The sequence below is a fragment of the Roseivivax halotolerans genome (genome assembly GCF_900115815.1).
Lineage (GTDB): Bacteria > Pseudomonadota > Alphaproteobacteria > Rhodobacterales > Rhodobacteraceae > Roseivivax > Roseivivax halotolerans.
The window spans coordinates 82965-99427 of the sequence record NZ_FOXV01000004.1 but is presented as its reverse complement, the minus strand read 5'-3'; the positions used below and the strand labels follow the sequence as shown (position 1 = coordinate 99427).

At 65.6% G+C, this 16463-nt stretch carries 16 protein-coding genes and 2 riboswitches; of the genes, 8 read left to right on the top strand and 8 right to left on the bottom strand.

Annotation, left to right across the window (positions count from 1 at the left end; translation table 11 throughout):
• Window positions 1-5: 5 nt before the first annotated feature.
• A complete protein-coding gene (locus tag BM171_RS07450) occupies window positions 6-1667 on the top strand; it encodes an NAD+ synthase (RefSeq protein WP_093010215.1) in 1662 nt (553 codons plus the stop codon).
• 3 nt (window positions 1668-1670) lie between these two features.
• On the opposite strand, the gene BM171_RS07445 is transcribed toward BM171_RS07450, so the two are convergent.
• Window positions 1671-2069: a metallopeptidase family protein gene (locus tag BM171_RS07445; protein ID WP_093010214.1), complete on the bottom strand. Its 399-nt coding sequence runs from the start codon at window positions 2067-2069 to the stop codon at window positions 1671-1673.
• Between the two features lie 78 nt (window positions 2070-2147).
• On the opposite strand from BM171_RS07445, the gene BM171_RS07440 reads away from it, so the two are divergent.
• On the top strand, window positions 2148-2741 hold the full coding sequence (locus BM171_RS07440) for an NAD(P)H-dependent oxidoreductase (protein WP_093010213.1): 594 nt from the start codon (window positions 2148-2150) through the stop codon (window positions 2739-2741).
• Window positions 2742-2840: 99 nt separating this feature from the next.
• Here the strand turns inward: BM171_RS07440 and thpR are convergent, their stop codons facing one another.
• On the bottom strand, window positions 2841-3371 hold the full coding sequence (thpR, locus tag BM171_RS07435; RefSeq protein ID WP_093010212.1) for an RNA 2',3'-cyclic phosphodiesterase: 531 nt from the start codon (window positions 3369-3371) through the stop codon (window positions 2841-2843).
• 136 nt (window positions 3372-3507) lie between these two features.
• Between thpR and gltX the strand changes: the two genes are divergently transcribed.
• On the top strand, window positions 3508-4836 hold the full coding sequence (gltX, locus tag BM171_RS07430; protein ID WP_093010211.1) for a glutamate--tRNA ligase: 1329 nt from the start codon (window positions 3508-3510) through the stop codon (window positions 4834-4836).
• On the opposite strand, the gene BM171_RS07425 is transcribed toward gltX, so the two are convergent.
• Window positions 4833-5402, bottom strand: coding sequence for a gamma-glutamylcyclotransferase family protein (locus BM171_RS07425; RefSeq protein ID WP_093010210.1), 570 nt, complete (start codon window positions 5400-5402; stop codon window positions 4833-4835). The genes gltX and BM171_RS07425 overlap by 4 nt on opposite strands.
• A gap of 96 nt (window positions 5403-5498) precedes the next feature.
• On the opposite strand from BM171_RS07425, the gene BM171_RS07420 reads away from it, so the two are divergent.
• The 4 genes from BM171_RS07420 (at window position 5499) to gcvP (ending at window position 10847) form a co-directional block, all read left to right on the top strand.
• Complete coding sequence (locus tag BM171_RS07420; RefSeq protein ID WP_093010209.1) at window positions 5499-5972, top strand: RrF2 family transcriptional regulator; 474 nt, start codon at window positions 5499-5501, stop codon at window positions 5970-5972.
• A gap of 8 nt (window positions 5973-5980) precedes the next feature.
• Window positions 5981-6068: riboswitch (glycine riboswitch) on the top strand.
• Between the two features lies 1 nt (window position 6069).
• Window positions 6070-6146: riboswitch (glycine riboswitch) on the top strand.
• A 225-nt stretch (window positions 6147-6371) separates the two neighbouring features.
• Window positions 6372-7478 (top strand): glycine cleavage system aminomethyltransferase GcvT, encoded by a 1107-nt coding sequence (gene gcvT, locus BM171_RS07415; RefSeq protein WP_093010532.1) that lies wholly within the window; start codon window positions 6372-6374, stop codon window positions 7476-7478.
• A gap of 28 nt (window positions 7479-7506) precedes the next feature.
• Entirely contained in the window at window positions 7507-7869 is a 363-nt protein-coding gene (gcvH, locus tag BM171_RS07410) for a glycine cleavage system protein GcvH (protein WP_093010208.1), read from the top strand.
• Window positions 7870-8000: 131 nt separating this feature from the next.
• Window positions 8001-10847 (top strand): aminomethyl-transferring glycine dehydrogenase, encoded by a 2847-nt coding sequence (gene gcvP, locus BM171_RS07405; RefSeq protein ID WP_093010207.1) that lies wholly within the window; start codon window positions 8001-8003, stop codon window positions 10845-10847.
• 94 nt (window positions 10848-10941) lie between these two features.
• Here the strand turns inward: gcvP and BM171_RS07400 are convergent, their stop codons facing one another.
• From BM171_RS07400 to BM171_RS07390, 3 genes are all read right to left on the bottom strand, one after another.
• A complete protein-coding gene (locus tag BM171_RS07400; RefSeq protein ID WP_093010206.1) occupies window positions 10942-11802 on the bottom strand; it encodes an inositol monophosphatase family protein in 861 nt (286 codons plus the stop codon).
• Window positions 11803-11864: 62 nt separating this feature from the next.
• Window positions 11865-14378, bottom strand: a complete 2514-nt coding sequence (locus BM171_RS07395; protein ID WP_093010205.1) for an ABC transporter permease — start codon at window positions 14376-14378, stop codon at window positions 11865-11867.
• A complete protein-coding gene (locus tag BM171_RS07390) occupies window positions 14375-15079 on the bottom strand; it encodes an ABC transporter ATP-binding protein (protein ID WP_093010204.1) in 705 nt (234 codons plus the stop codon). Before BM171_RS07390 ends, BM171_RS07395 begins: the two co-directional genes overlap by 4 nt.
• Window positions 15080-15104: 25 nt before the next feature.
• Between BM171_RS07390 and BM171_RS07385 the strand changes: the two genes are divergently transcribed.
• Complete coding sequence (locus tag BM171_RS07385) at window positions 15105-15791, top strand: arylesterase (RefSeq protein ID WP_093010203.1); 687 nt, start codon at window positions 15105-15107, stop codon at window positions 15789-15791.
• Between the two features lie 9 nt (window positions 15792-15800).
• Here the strand turns inward: BM171_RS07385 and BM171_RS07380 are convergent, their stop codons facing one another.
• On the bottom strand, window positions 15801-15980 hold the full coding sequence (locus BM171_RS07380; protein WP_093010202.1) for a hypothetical protein: 180 nt from the start codon (window positions 15978-15980) through the stop codon (window positions 15801-15803).
• A 115-nt stretch (window positions 15981-16095) separates the two neighbouring features.
• Window positions 16096-16302: a cold-shock protein gene (locus tag BM171_RS07375; RefSeq protein ID WP_093010201.1), complete on the bottom strand. Its 207-nt coding sequence runs from the start codon at window positions 16300-16302 to the stop codon at window positions 16096-16098.
• Window positions 16303-16463: the final 161 nt, after the last annotated feature.

The following is a 16463-nucleotide window of genomic DNA, read 5'->3' as shown; positions in this document are numbered from 1 at the left end:
GCGACATGGCCGATACCTTCCGGATCACACTGGCGCAGCTCAACCCGACGCTGGGCGATCTTGCGGGCAACGCCGCCAAGGCCCGCGAGGCCTGGGAGGCCGGGCGCGCGGCGGGCGCGGACCTTGTGGCGCTGCCCGAGATGTTCATAACGGGCTACCAGACGCAGGATCTCGTCCGCAAACCGGCCTTCCACACCGCTGCCATCGAGACGGTGCGCCGTCTGGCCGAGGAATGCAGCGACGGACCCGCGCTCGCCATCGGCGGGCCTTGGTTGGAAGGGGCCGAGCTCTACAACGCCTACCTGATCCTCGAGGGCGGGACCGTGCGTCACGCGGTGCTCAAGCACCATTTACCGAACGATGCGGTCTTCGACGAAGAGCGGCTCTACTCCACCGGGCCGCTCGGCGGACCCTACGCCATCGGCGGCGTCCGGATCGGCAGCCCGATCTGCGAGGACGCCTGGTACGAGGACGTGGCCGAGACCCACGAAGAGACCGGGGCGGAGTTTCTGCTCGTGCCCAACGGCTCTCCCTATCATCGCGACAAGTATGATCTGCGCCTGACGCATATGGTCGCGCGGACGGTCGAGACCGGCCTGCCGCTGATCTACCTCAACATGGTGGGCGGCCAGGACGATCAGGTCTTCGACGGCGGCTCCTTCGTTCTGAACCCCGGCGGCAAGCTCGCCTGTCGCTTGCCGGTCTTCGACGAGGAGATCGCGCATCTGACGCTCATTCGCACCCCTGAGGGCTGGCGCGCCGAGGCAGGTCCGGTCGCGCCGCAACCGGACGCCTGGGAACAGGATTACCGCGCCATGGTCGAGGGCCTGCGCGACTATCTAGGCAAGTCGGGCTTTTCCCGCGTGTTGCTAGGGCTGTCGGGGGGCGTCGATTCCGCGCTCGTCGCCGCCATCGCCGCCGATGCGATCGGGCCCGAGAACGTGCGCTGTGTGATGCTGCCATCGGAATACACGTCGGTGCACTCGCTCGAAGATGCCAAGGCCGTCGCCCGGATGCTTGGCTGCCACTACGATTTCGTGCCGATCACCGAGGGCCGAGATGCGATCACCGCAACGCTCGCGCCGCTCTTCGAGGGCCGCTCGCCGGACGTGACCGAAGAGAACCTGCAATCGCGCCTCAGGGGTCTGCTGCTGATGGCGCTGTCGAACAAGTTCGGCGAGATGCTCCTGACCACCGGCAACAAGTCCGAGGTCGCGGTCGGCTACGCCACGATCTACGGTGACATGGCGGGCGGCTACAATCCGATCAAGGATCTCTACAAGACCCGCGTTTTCGAGACCTGCCGTTGGCGCAACGCCAATCACAGGCCTTGGATGAAGGGCCCGGATAGCGCGGTGATGCCCGAGCGTGTGATCTCCAAGCCCCCCTCGGCGGAGCTTGCGGCGGATCAGAAGGACAGCGACAGCCTGCCCGAATACGACATCCTCGACGGTATCCTCGAGATCCTGATCGAAGGCGACGGCTCCATCGAGGATTGCGTCGCTGAAGGGTATTCCCGCGAAGACGCGGTCAAGGCCGAGCGTCTGCTTTACCTGTCGGAATACAAGCGCTTCCAATCCGCGCCCGGAACGCGGCTCACGCCGAAGGCCTTCTGGCTCGACCGTCGCTACCCGATCGTGAACAGGTGGCGCGACGGGAAGGCGTGAGCCTTATTCCCACCAGCGGTCGATGACGGCGATGTCCTCGTCCGACCAGCCGAAATGATGCGCGAGCTCGTGCACGGTGACATGCGCGACGAGATCCTCGATCGTCACATCGCCGCGGTCGCGCCATTCTGCGAGGATCGGTTCGCGAAAGAGCCAGATCGTGTCGGGCCAGGGCGCGGGGTCGGCGAAGCTCTTTTCGGTCATGGGAATGCCGTCGTAGAGTCCTGTCAGCTCCAGCGCATCCTCGAGACCCAGCTCATCGAGCATGTCCGGCTCGGGCCAGTCCTCCACGCGCAGCACGATGTCTTGCGCGCCTCTGGCGAATTCCGCGGGCAGGGCCTCGATCGTGCGCCGTGCCATAGCCTCCATCTCCGCGAGGCTCGCGCTCTTTCGAACACTCATTGTGCGGTCTCTCGCGAGGCGGAACGGGCGGCTTTGACATACGTTCTGGCCCGTAACGCAACAAAGGGAAGATCGGTCATGTCCGCTCCGAAAATCGCAGTCATTTTCTACTCCACTTACGGCACGAACCACGCCATCGCAAAGGAAGCCGAAGCCGCATTGAAAGAGGCCGGCGCCGAGGTGCGTTTGCGCCGCATCGCCGAGACCGCTCCGAAAGAGGTCGTCGAGTCGCAGGATGCCTGGAAGGAACAGCTCGACGCCATGTCGGACATCCCCGAGGTGAGCCATGACGATATGCTCTGGGCCGACGGCTACTTCTTCTCCTCGCCCACGCGCTACGGCTCGGTGACGAGCCAGATGCGCGCCTTCATCGATACGCTCGGGCCGATCTGGCAAGAGGGCAAGCTCGTCAACAAGACCGTGACGGCGACCACCTCCGCAAAGACGTTGCATGGCGGCCACGAGACGACGCTGCTCGGGTTTTACACCAGCACGATGCACTGGGGCGCGATTCCGGTCACGCCCGCCTATGCCGATCCGATCCAGTTCGAGGCTGGCGGCAACCCCTACGGCGTGTCGGTCGTGGCAGGCGAGTTCGACGACAAGCTGAAGCAAGCCGTCGCGGCGCAGGCCAAGCGCCTAGTGGACGTCACCTCCAAGATCATCGCCTAAGCCGAGGCTTTGCGAAAAAGCCCGTTTCTTTGAGTACGAAACTCGCTCGGCCCGGATTTCACATCGAAATCCGGGCCGATTTCTTGTCGGATACCGGCCCTAGGCCAATTCGAATTCGGCGAGCGGCTCGTGGACCGCGCCCGATTTCGTCAGGATCGACTCGTAAAGCACGAATTTGCGGGCGGGCACCTCGTCGATCCGCATCGTGCTTTCATGGGCGAGGAACGCGGCGAACTTGCGTTCCTCCTCAGGCGTGCGCCGCTCGGGGAGCCGGGCGAACGTGACATGGGGGCGAAAGCGCCTCCGCTCCAGAACGAGCCCCGCGCCCGTGAGCCGGGATTTCACACGTGCCTGCAGATCGCTCAGCGCCGCGCCGCCATCGGCGTCGAGTGCAAGGGCGGTGCCATAGGTCGACAGACCCGAGAGGCGAAACGAAAAGGCCGGCGGCTGCAGCGTCTCCAGCGCATCCGCCGCTTCGCGCAGAAGCGGCTCTTCGACCTCGCCGAGGAATGCGAGCGTCAGGTGCATGTTCTCGGCCGGAACGACCGAGCCGAACCCCAGCCGATCCCCCATCGCTTCGAGCACTTCGGCATCCGAGGCGGGCAGGGGCAGGGCAAGAAAGGCGCGCATGGCTCGTCTCCGGATTTCACCGCCTCAGGCTTGGCGGAGGGCCGGAGCCTCTGCAAGGGGTCGATATGGACAAGGGCGAGGCTTTGTGAAACACGACGCCCTCGTATTTCAGCCCTCAGATCCCGGACCGCGCCGCATGACCGTCACCCGCTTTGCCCCGTCTCCCACTGGCCATATCCACGTGGGCAACCTGCGCACCGCCCTGATGAACTGGCTCATCGCGAAGAAAGAGGGCGGCACGTTCATCCTGCGGATCGACGACACCGATCCCGAACGCTCGCGCGAGGAATATGTCGACGGGATCAAGCGTGATCTCGAATGGCTCGGCCTTGGCTGGGACCGCGTCGAGCGGCAATCCGAGCGGCTCGACCGCTATCACGCAGCCGCGGACGATCTGCGCGAGAAAGGCCGGTTCTACGAGGCATTCGAGACGCCGACCGAGCTCGACCTCAAGCGCAAGAAGCAGCTCAACATGGGCCGGCCGCCGGTCTATGACCGTGCCGCCCTCGCGCTCAGCGATGCAGAGAAGGACGCGCTGCGCGCCGAGCGCGGCGATGGCCATTGGCGCTTCAAGCTCGATCATCAGCGGATCGAGTGGGAGGACGGCATCCTCGGGCCGATCTCCATCGATGCGGCCTCGGTCTCGGACCCTGTGCTGATCCGCGCGGATGGCCAGTTCCTCTACACGCTCGCCTCCGTGGTCGATGACGTCGAATTCGGCATCACGCACGTGGTGCGAGGCTCGGACCACGTCACCAACACCGCGACGCAGATCCAGATCATGGCCGCCCTTGGCGCGGATCATCCGGTCTTCGCGCATCACTCGCTGCTCACGGGCCCTGCCGGCGAGAGCCTGTCCAAGCGGCTCGGCACGCTCGCGCTCAAAGATCTTCGCGAGGCCGGGATTGAACCCGAAGCGCTGTTGTCGCTGATGGCGCGGCTCGGCTCTTCGCAGCCAGTGGAGCTGCGCCTGTCGCTCGCCGAGATCGCGGACGGCTTCGAGCTGTCGCAATTCGGCTCGGCGCCCACGAAGTTCGACGTGAACGACCTCTATCCGCTGACGGCGCGCAAGCTGCACCAGTTGCCCTATGAGGATGTCGCGAGCGAGATCACAGCGCTTGGCGTGCCCGAGGACAAGGCGCCGCTCTTCTGGCAGGTGGCCCGCGACAACATCACCACGCGCCGCGATCTTGCGGCCTGGTGGACGATGTTCTCCGAAGGAGCGGAGCCGAAGATCGATCCCGAGGACGAAGCCTTCGTGGCCGAGGCGATGACGCTTCTGCCCGAGCCGCCCTACGATGCGGACACCTGGTCCACATGGACGCAGGCGGTCAAGGAGCAGACGGGACGCAAGGGCAAGGGTCTCTTCATGCCGCTCCGCCGTGCGGTCACGGGCATGGATCGCGGCCCCGAGATGGCCGACGTGATGCCCTTGATGCAGGTGGTGCGCGCCCGGAAAGGCTAAGCTGGACGAACGTCGATCCCGCGCGCGGCGAGCGCGGCGTCGATCCAGGCGGTCTCTTCCCCGGTCAGTGCCTGCGCGCGGGGATAGCGCGGGCTCGGACGATCGTTGAGGACGGGCGCGCTGTCCCAGCCATCGGTTGTCTCGAAGAACCGGACAGCGCCGGCCTCGCCGAACATGTCGAGATAGCCCTGCAGCACGACGTCGAGATAGCTGAGCAGGATCGGCCGGCCCTCGTGTGCGGGCCGCCGCCGCGCCTCGGGCACGGAATAGATCGCGATGGATCTGAGCTCTCCGGCTTCGTGCAGCACGGCGGTCGTCGCGTCGAGCCGGTCGTATTCCTTTTCGCGCGTATCGAGCGTCTGCCAATCCGCGCCCGGCACGGCCGCGATCAGCCCTTCGATTTCGTGACCTGGCGCGGGCACGGCGGTCAGAACCGCAAGCGGATGCGCCTCGACATGGACCCAGGCGCGCCGCCATCCGGTTGCCCGCGCAAGGTGCGCCGGCCGGTTGCTGTGGGTTCTCTGGTTCACCAAAGACCCGTATCCGAAGAAAAAAGGTGTGGTCATAGCTTTTAATAAGATGGCGTGTTAGGGACATCAACGGCGCACCGGCCCCTTCACCATGTGCGCCGCCAAATCAAGCGTCATTCGGGAGGCGGTCCGATGCGCGTCAATAAAAGAACGAACATCGCCGTGCGCGTACTCATGTATTGCACGGTCCACAGGGATAAGCTGGTTACGAAAGCCGAGATTGCGCGCAGCTGCAATTCCTCGGAGCACCATCTTGGGCAGATCGTGAATCAGCTCGCGCAGCTCGGCTACCTGTCCACGCGACGTGGACGGCATGGTGGCCTCATGCTCGGCATGAACCCCGAAGATATCACGCTCGGCACGTTGTTTCGTCATTTCGAGTCGAAAGGCGCGATCGTCGAGTGTTTCCAGGAAAGCGGGAATACCTGCCCGCTCGTGAATGCCTGCCGGCTTCGCGCGTCGTTGCAGAACGCGATGGAAGCCTTTTTCGCGGCGCTCGAGAACGTGACCGTGTCCGACCTCGTGGTCGACAATACGGAGCTTGCGGCGCTGTTCGATCTCCCGGACGACAAAGCGGCGGTTGCGAGTCCCGAACACGCAGGCTAACGTCACGCGCATCAGCAAAGGGAGAACCGGCCGCGTGCCGGTGCCGAAGGAGCAACCGCCCCGGAAACTCTCAGGCCGCAGGACCTTTGCCGAAAGACACTCTGGAGAGAGGCTCGCACAATAAAGCAGCGGGCCCGCCGAAGGGATAGCGATCTCAGGCGCAAGGACAGAGGGGGCGTTCCTGGCAGAGGCTTGCTCTGCCGCCATACGTGCCGGATAGTTCATCCGGACGAGCAACGGGGGAACGCCGTGAGCGAGAAAGACGCCGACGCATACTCGGACTGGCAGAGCCACGATTGTGCCTGCGGGATGCCGCACGGCCCGGATGGCGGGCATGCGGCCGGCTGCGATGGCAGCGAGCTTTCCGAAGACGAACCCCGGACCGAAGACGGCCTTCTGATGACGCCGCTCCATGCGCTGCATGTCGAGCTCGGCGCGAAGATGGTGGAATTCGCGGGCTATTCGATGCCCGTGCAATACGCGATGGGCGTGCTGAAAGAGCATCTTCACACGCGCGAGAAGGCGGGACTTTTCGATGTCAGCCACATGGGACAGGTCATTCTGGTGCCACGCAAGGCCTCGGCCAGCGCCGCGCTCGAAGCGTTGGTGCCGCAGAACATCCAGGGGCTCGAAGAAGGCCGTCAGCGCTATGCGCTTCTGACCAACGATGAGGGCGGGATCGAAGACGATCTCATGGTCGCCAACAAGGGCGATCACCTCTTCGTCGTGGTCAACGCGGCTCGCAAGGAGCCGGATCTTGCGCGCCTGCGCGAGGGGCTCGAGCCGGGTGTCGTCGTCAAGCACGTCACCACCCGCGCGCTTCTGGCGCTCCAGGGTCCGAAGGCCGAGGCGGTTCTGTCCGGCATCGCGCCCGAGCTTGCAGAGATGCGCTTCATGGATGTGCGCGACGTCGTGGTGGACGGGATCGAGATCTGGGTGTCGCGCTCCGGCTACACCGGCGAGGACGGGTTCGAGATGTCCGTGCCCGCCGATGCGGCGGAGAACTTCGCACGCAAGCTTCTGGCGCATGAGGACGTCGCCCCCATTGGTCTCGGCGCGCGCGATTCGCTGCGCCTTGAGGCGGGCCTTTGCCTTTACGGCCATGACATCGATGCGGGCACCTCGCCGGTCGAGGCCGCCCTGAGCTGGTCGATCCAGAAGATTCGCCGCGCCGATGGTGCGCGGTCAGGCGGCTTTCCGGGCGCGGACCGAATCCTGCGAGAACTGGCGGAAAGCGCCCCGCGCATGCGCGTCGGCCTCAAACCCGAGGGCCGCGCGCCGATGCGCGAAGGCGTGCCGCTTTATGCCGCCGAAGACGGCGCGGATCCGGTCGGGCATATCACGTCGGGCGGCTTCGGGCCGAGCACGGGGGGGCCTGTCGCGATGGGCTACGTTCCCGCCGCGATGACTGCGCCGGGCACCGTCCTATATGGCCAGCTGCGCGGCCGCAGATTGCCCGTGACCGTAACGAAGCTGCCCTTCGTTGCGCCGAATTTCAAACGCTGAGCTGACAGAGAACGAGGGTAGGCAAGACATGAAATACACCGAAGAGCACGAATGGCTCGACATCGACGAGGACGGCATCGTGACCGTCGGCATCACCGTGCACGCGGCCGAGCAGCTGGGCGACGTGGTTTTCGTCGAATTGCCGGATGCGCCCAAGACGGTCTCGAAGGATGACGAGGTCGTCGTGATCGAGAGCGTCAAGGCCGCCTCGGATATCCTCGCCCCGATCGATGGCGAGATCGTCGAGGTGAACGAGACCATCGTGGACGATCCCTCCAAGGTGAACGACGACCCCGAAGGCGATGCGTGGTTCTTCAAGATGCAGATCGAGGACGCCTCCGTGCTCGACGATTTCATGGACGAGGCCGCCTACAAGAAATTCATCGCCTGACGCCGCCGGCCGCGGATCGGCCGGCCATCCAGGCGAACGACGACGCGGCGCATCGGCCGCTTGACGAGGCAGACGGGCGGATGCCGCGCAACGCGCATCCGGCCCGGCGCGATGACAGAGCGAGATGTGACATGAGCTTTAAGCCGACCGATTACGACCCGTATGATTTCGCGAACCGCCGCCATATCGGCCCGTCTCCCTCCGAGATGGACGAGATGTTCGCGCGGCTCGAGGTCGCCGATCTCGACGCGCTGATCGACGAGACCGTGCCGAAGGCGATCCGCCAGGAGGACGCGCTCGATTTCGGCGCGCCGCTCTCCGAACGTCAGCTCATATTCGAGATGCGCCAGATCGCCAAGCGCAACAAGGTCCTGACGACGATGATCGGACAGGGGTATCACGGCACGGTCACGCCGCCCGCGATCCAGCGCAACATCCTCGAGAATCCCGCCTGGTACACCGCGTACACGCCGTATCAGCCGGAGATCAGCCAAGGCCGGCTCGAAGCGCTTCTGAACTACCAGACGATGGTCTCCGATCTTACCGGGCTCGAGATCGCCAATGCCTCGCTTCTCGACGAGGCGACGGCCTGCGCCGAGGCGATGACGATGGCGCTCCGGAGCGCAAAATCGAAGGCCAAGGGCTTCTTCATCGACGAGAATTGCCATCCGCAGAACATCCATGTGATGAAGACGCGGGCCGCGCCGCTCGGCATCGAGGTGGTGGTCGGCGCGCCCGAGACGCTCGATCCCGAGGCCGTGTTCGGCGCGATCTTCCAGTATCCGGGCACCTATGGCGGGCTTTCCGACTTCTCTGATCCGATCGCGGCGCTCCACGAGGCTGGCGCGCTCGGCATCGTCTCCGCCGATCCGATGGCGTTGTGCCTTCTGAAAGAGCCGGGCGCGATGGGCGCGGATATCGCTGTCGGCTCGACCCAGCGTTTCGGCGTCCCGATGGGCTATGGCGGCCCGCACGCGGCCTATATCGCGACAAAGGATGCGTATAAACGCGCGCTGCCGGGACGCATCGTCGGCGTGTCCATCGACGCGCAGGGCAACCGCGCCTACCGCCTCGCGCTGCAGACGCGCGAGCAGCATATCCGCCGCGAGAAGGCGACTTCGAACGTCTGCACCGCGCAGGCGCTTCTGGCGGTGATGGCGGGCTTCTACGCGGTCTTCCACGGGCCCGAGGGGCTGAAGGCGATCGCGCAACGCATTCACCTGAAGACCGCGGCGATGGCCGAGGGGCTTGAGGCGGCGGGCTTTGCCATCGAGAACCCGGAATTCTTCGACACGATCACCGTCGATGTCGGCCTCTTCCAGAAAGGCATCCTCGCGGGCGCGGTGCGCGAGGGCGTGAACCTGCGGCCCGTCGGCAAGACCCGCGTCGGTATCACCCTCGACGAGACGACACGGCCCGAGAAGATCGAGGCGGTCTGGCGTGCGTTCGGGATCGAGCGGAGCTATCGCGAGGCCGAGACCTACCGGCTCCCCGATCCGCTGCTCCGCACCTCCGATTACCTGCAGCACGACGTCTTCCACATGAACCGCGCCGAGACCGAGATGATGCGCTATATGCGCCGGCTTGCCGATCGGGACCTCGCGCTCGACCGCGCGATGATCCCGCTTGGCTCCTGCACCATGAAGCTGAACTCGGCGGCGGAAATGATGCCGGTGTCCTGGCCCGAATTCTCGATGCTGCATCCGTTCTGCCCGAAGGGTCAGGCGGAGGGCTACACCCAGCTGATCGACGATCTGAATGCCAAGCTCTGCGCGATTACCGGCTATGACGCGATCTCGATGCAGCCCAATTCCGGCGCTCAGGGCGAATATGCCGGTCTGTTGACGATTGCCGCCTATCATCGCGCGAAGGGCGAAGGGCACCGCAATGTCTGCCTGATCCCGGTCAACGCGCATGGCACCAACCCGGCTTCCGCGCAGATGGTGGGCTGGAAGGTTGTCGCGGTGAAATGCGACGAGATGGGGTCCATCGACCTCGAGGATTTCCGCGCCAAGGCCGAGAAACACTCGGCCGAGCTTGCCGGCACCATGATCACCTATCCCTCGACGCACGGCGTCTTCGAGGAGACCGTGAAGGATGTCTGCGCCATCACGCATGAGCATGGCGGGCAGGTCTATATCGACGGGGCGAACCTCAACGCGATGGTCGGGCTCTCGAAGCCGGGCGATCTGGGCGGCGATGTGAGCCACCTCAACCTGCACAAGACCTTCTGCATTCCGCATGGCGGGGGAGGGCCCGGTATGGGACCGATCGGTGTGAAGGCGCATCTGGCGGAGCATCTGCCCTCCGATCCGCTAGCCGAGGACGGACCCGGCCCGGTCTCCGCCGCACCCTTTGGCTCGCCGTCTCTGCTGCCGATCTCCTGGGCTTATATCAAGATGACCGGCGGCGCGGGGCTGACGCAAGCGACCAAGGTCGCGATCCTGAACGCCAATTATATCGCCAAGCGCCTCGAAGGTTCTTACGACGTGCTCTACAAGGGCCGGAAGGGACGTGTTGCGCATGAATGCATCCTCGACGTGCGGCCCTTCCAGAAGTCGGCGGGCGTCACGGTCGACGACATCGCAAAGCGGCTGATGGATTGCGGCTTCCACGCGCCGACCATGTCCTGGCCCGTAGCCGGCACGCTGATGGTGGAGCCCACGGAGAGCGAAACCAAGGCCGAGCTCGACCGGTTCTGCGATGCGATGCTGGCCATCCGCGAGGAAATCCGCGCCATCGAGGAAGGCCGGATGGATGCGGAGAACAACCCGTTGAAACACGCGCCCCACACGATGGAAGATCTCGTGCGCGACTGGGACCGACCCTATTCGCGAGAGGAAGGCTGTTTTCCGGCAGGTGCGTTCCGCGTCGACAAGTATTGGCCGCCGGTCAACCGCGTCGACAACGTCTACGGCGACCGCCACCTCATCTGCACATGCCCGCCGATGGAGGATTACGCCGAGGCCGCGGAATAGCAGGATCGCCCGGCGATCCTGCGCGGGTTTCCGCACGCGGAGACCCGGAGTCCACGATGAAATCCGGGCACACATCCTCGAAGGATGTGTGCGCTCAGTCCAGCAGGAAGGACCAGAGGTCGCGCAGGTGCGTCCACGTGGCCTCGTCGCGCGCCGCGAGAAGGTAGCCGCCCATCGGCCCGGCGCGGTACTCCGAGCCATCGAGCATCGCCACGTGACCGCCCGCGCGCTCCGCGATGAGTGCGCCCGCGGTGTGATCCCAGGGCGTGAGCCCCGCCGAGAACACGAAATCCACACCGCCTTGCGCGAAGACCCGGTATTCGTGACAGCCGCAGCGCAGTTGCATCGCGCGGGTAAGCTTGGGGAAGGTCGCGGCCATCTCGGCCCGCTTGTCCTCCGGCAGGAGGCTGAGGCCGACGAAGCCCGCTAGATCCTCTGTGCCGCTGGCCTCGGCCACGCGTACGGGCCGGGTGCCGCGCCGGGAACGGACGAATTCGGCAGCGCCGCCGGCCTCGGCCCAGATGCAATCATCCATCACCGGGTCGTAGTGCAGGCCGAAGACAGGCACGCCGTAGCGTGAGACCGCGACGATCACACCGAAGGTCGCGATGCCGTTGGCGTAGTTCCAGGTTCCGTCCACCGGGTCGATGATGAAGGCAGTTTCAGCCTCCGCGATACCGTCCACGATCTCGGGCCGCTCCGACGCGGCTTCCTCGCCGACGATCAGCGCGCCTGGAAACATCTGCGCGAGGCCGCGCCCGATCATCGCCTCGGCGGCACGATCGGCTTCGGTCACGAGATCCTGTGGACCCGTCTTGGTCGCGATGTCGGTGCTGGCGAGGTTGCGAAAGCGTGGCAGGATATCGGCGCCGGCGGCGCGGCGCACGAGGTTCAGAACCTGGCGCTTCTGCGCGCGGCTGAGCGTGGTGACGGGGGCGGGGAGGCTGTCTTGCATCGGGGGCTCCTGTGCGGGCAGTCGGGCACGGGCCTAAGCCAGCCCGCCCCGCTTGCCAAGTGTCATTCCCGGGCGCGCAGCACTTGAGCGGGCCGGGCCGCGAGCGGGCGCCAGACAAAGGCGAGCCCGGCCAGAAGCGTCGCGAGGATGCCGCCAAGGACGATGCCGAGGACTGACGGCCAGATCACGGAATAGCTCGTTTCCATCAGGAAGGTCGACACCGCCCAGCCGCCGAGGATTCCCGCGACGATGGCGACAATTGCCGCCCCGGCACCCAAAAGCGCCGAGCGCAGGGCAAAGCTGCGCAGGATTCGCCCCCTGCTGGAACCAAGGGTCTTCAGCACCGCCGCCTCGTAGGTGCGGGCCTGCTCGCCCGCCGCCGCCGCGCCGATCAGCACGAGAAAGCCGGTCAACAGCGTCGCTGCCGCGCCCCAGCGCACTGCTTCTGCGACGCCGTCCAGAAGCTCCGACACCCGGTCGATGGCGTCGCGCACGCCGATGGCGGTCACGTTCGGGTAGGCGTCCGAGACCTCGCGCAGGATGCGGGCCTCTTCTTCGGGTTCGGCATAGACCGTCGAGATGAACGTATGCGGTGCGGCCTCCACCGACGCGGGATTCATGGTCATCACGAAACCGATCCCGGCGGTCGAGAAGTCGACGACCCGGAAGGAGGTGATCTCCGCGGTGATGTCGCGGCCGAGAATGTTCACGGTGATCTCGTCGCCGAGCGACAGGCCAAGTTCTTCGGCCTCTTCCTCGGCAAAGCTGATCTGCGGCGGGCCGTCGTAATCCTCAGGCCACCACTCGCCGGCGACGACGCGGGTGCGTTCGTCGGGAGTGGCGGAATAGGTGATCCCCCGATCGCCGCGCACGACCCAATGATCGCCCGCGACCTCGGTGGCGGGCCTGCCGTTGATCTCGGTGATGACGCCGCGCAGCATCGGTGCGCTGTCGACGCGGGAGACGACCGGGTCATCGACGATATCGCGAAACCCCTCCATCTGGTCTTTCTGGATATCCACGAAGAAGTAGGAGGGCGCCACGTCGGGCAAATCCCGCTCGATGGCGGAGCGCAGGTTGCCGTCGATCTGGCCGATGGCGGCGAGGACGGCGAGGCCGAGCCCGAGCGACAGAACGACCGAGGCGCTTTCCTCGCGCGGGCCGCCGATGGAGGCGAGCGCCCACCTGAGAGCGGGGCGGCCCCTGGCGGCGGATTGTGTCCGGCGCGCCGCTGCGCGGATCAGGAAAGCTGCGCCGACAAGGATCAGTAGCGAGCCAAGGATGCCGCCCGCGGTCCAGAGAGTCAGCTCTGCATCACCGGAGAACAGCATCGCCGCGCCGACCAGCAGGACAAGCAGCACGCCAGTGACCGCGATGTAGACCGGTGCGGGCAGCGCCTTGGCCGAGGCCAGCGCATCGCGAAAGAGCGTCGCCGCGCGCACCTCTTCGGTGCGGGCAAGGGGCCAGAGCGTGAAGAGCAGCGCGGTCAGAATTCCGTAAAGCGCAGCTTCCGCGAGCGGCGCGGGATGGAGTGTGAAGAGCGTCGGCACTGGCAGCGCGTCCGAAATGAGCGGCGCGAAAAGCAGCGGCACGCCTGCACCCAGAACGAGACCGATGGCGATGCCGAGAAGGGCCAGCGCACCGACCTGCAAGAAATAGGTAAGGAAGATCGTCTCCCGCGTGGCCCCGAGCGTCCGCAAGGTCGCGATGACGGAGGTCTTCCGCGCCAGATAGGCACGCACTGCCGAAGAGACGCCGACGCCGCCGACGGCCAGCCCCGAGAGGCCCACCAGCACGAGGAAGCCGCCCAGCCGTTCGACGAATTGCGCGGTGCCCGGCGCGCCATTGCGCGCGTCGCGCCAGCGGATGCCGGCGTCGCGGTAGCGCTCCTGCGCCTCCGCTTCGATGGCATCGAGGTCAGTCTCTTCCGGCAAAAGCAGACGGTATTCGGATTCGAAAAGCGTGCCCGGCTCCAGGAGCCCCGCACCGTCGAGCGCTGCCGTCCGAACGATGGTGCGCGGGCCGAAATCGAAGCCCCCGCCTGCATCGTCGGGCTCGCGCTCGATCACCGCAGAGAGCGTGAAGGTCTTCTCGCCGAGCCGAAACGTGTCGCCCGCCGAGATCCCGAGACGGTCGGCGAGGATAGGGGCCATGACGGCCCCATCCCCTTCCAGCGCTTCGGCCAATGGCATCTCGGGCGCGAGGATCACCTCGCCCAGAAGCGGGTAGGCGTCATCGACCGCCTTGATCTGGGTGAGGCCCCGTTCGGCCGCGTCGCCTTCGCCGACCACCGCCATCGAGCGGAAATCCACGACCTCGGAAACAGCGGTCGAGACGCTTTTGAGCCAAGCGCGCTCGTCTTCGGTGGCGTAGCGGTAGGTGAATTGCGCCTCGGCGTCGCCCCCGAGAAGCACCGCGCCCTGGTCCTCGAGCCCCGCCTGGATCGCCGAGCGGACCGACCCGACGCCGGCAATGGCAGCGACGCCGAGTGCGAGGCAGGCTAGGAAGATACGGAAGCCTTTGAACCCGCCGCGCAATTCGCGCCGGGCAAAGGTCGCAGCGGTGCGAAAGCTCATTCGGCGGCCTCCGCCACTTTCTCGGTCGAGATGCGCCCGTCGGTCAGCGTCACGACCCGGTCGCAGCGGTTCGCGAGGTCGGGCGCGTGGGTCACCAGGACGAGTGTCGCGCCATGCCGGTCCCGAAGACCGAAGAGCATGTCCATGATCGCCTCGCCGTTGACCCCGTCGAGGTTGCCGGTCGGCTCGTCGGCGAGAAGTATCTCGGGCCGCGGGGCGGCGGCACGGGCGAGCGCGACGCGCTGCTGCTCGCCGCCCGAAAGCTGCGAGGGATAGTGATCGGCGCGATGACCGATACCGATCGCATCAAGCTCCGCGCGCGCCTTGTCGAAAGCCTCGCGGTCCCCCGCCAACTCGAGCGGCGTGGCGACATTCTCGAGGGCGGTCATCGTGGGGATGAGGTGAAAGGACTGGAACACCACGCCCATGTGATCGCGGCGGAACCGCGCGAGCCCGTCCTCGTCCATCGCCGTCAGATCCTGACCCAAGGCCGAGACGGTGCCGCCCGTTGCGCGCTCGAGCCCGCCCATGACCATCAGCAGGGAGGATTTGCCCGACCCGGACGGCCCGATAAGGCCCAGCGTCTCACCGGACGCGACCTCGAGCGAGATCTCGTGCAGGATCTCAACCGGCCCGGCATTGCCGTTGAGGCTCAAGGTCACATCTTTCAGGGTAAGAACCGATTGAGAAGGTGAAGCCATGTCGTGCCAAGTCCTGCCCGCTTGCATGTTGAAGTCGTTCACATATGGGGCTGCCGCCCGTGCGATCAACGCGAGCGCGCTCACGCTTTTCGTGTCTTTCGCGGCGGTCGGCGCGGCGCGGGCCGAAACGCTCGAACTTGTCGCGCTCGGCGACTCGCTGACGCAAGGCTATGGCCTGCCGCAGGGCGAGGGGCTGGTGCCCACGCTTCAAGCCTGGCTCGACGACCAGGGCGCGGATGTCGAGATTGTGAATGCCGGTGTGTCCGGCGACACCACGGCCGGCGGTCTGTCGCGCGTCGCCTGGTCGCTCACCGAGGAAACCGACGCGATGATCGTGGCGCTTGGCGGAAACGACCTCCTGCGCGGGATCTCACCGGATACCGTGCGCGCCAACCTCGATGGCATCCTGTCGGAAGCCGAGGCACGGGATCTTCCCGTGCTCCTGGTCGGTCTGATCGCGCCGCCCAACTACGGGCCGGACTACAAGCGTGATTTCGAGGCGATCTATACCGATCTCTCGCAAGAATATGACACGCTTCTCTACCCCGAATTCTTCGCCAATCTCAGGGACGATGAGGGAAACGCCTCCCCCGACCGGATTTCCGCCTACATGCAGCCCGACGGGATTCACCCCAATGCGGACGGCGTGGACCGGATCGTGGAGGATATGGGGCCGGTCGTGCTCGAGCTTCTGGAGAAGGCGGGCGGGTAGCGTCGCGTTCTACTTGCCACGCCGCTGACGCAGCCAGCCGCCCAGGAACCCGCCGACGCCGCCCGCGAGCATGATGACCCACCAGGGCGATTGCAGCTCGAACCCGAGAAGCTCCGACAGACCATAGCCTGCGAGCCCCGCGACAAGACCGACGAGAGCGAAACGGGCTGGCTGACTGAGACGAGACATCGGCTCCTCCTTTGCGCGCCGCGATCATACCGCGCCGATCTTTCAGGTCAAAGAGCGGAGCCGCGCACGAAAAAGGGCGCCCTAAGGCGCCCCTCGAAACCGTCGGTGACTGGGCTCAGGCCAGTTCGAGGTTGATCGCAGATTCACGGCCGTCGCGGCCGGTCTGCAGCTCGTAGTTCACCTTCTGGTTGTCGGCGAGGCCGGTGAGGCCCGAACGCTCGACAGCAGAGATGTGGACGAATACGTCCTTACCGCCGGAATCCGGGGCGATAAAGCCGTAGCCTTTGGTTGTGTTGAACCATTTGACGGTGCCAGTGGCCATCGTCGTGCTCCTTAGTCGTAGTGTCTGCCCGCACTATTGCGGCAGGTCGGCGTAGTCATTGGAAATCGAGAGACTGGCCTTGGTGGAAGGAGCAGATCGATGTTCGTAACGTAGCAGTTAGAGTCTGTGCGTGTTTTCCGAGATTCTGGCAAGAAAAAACG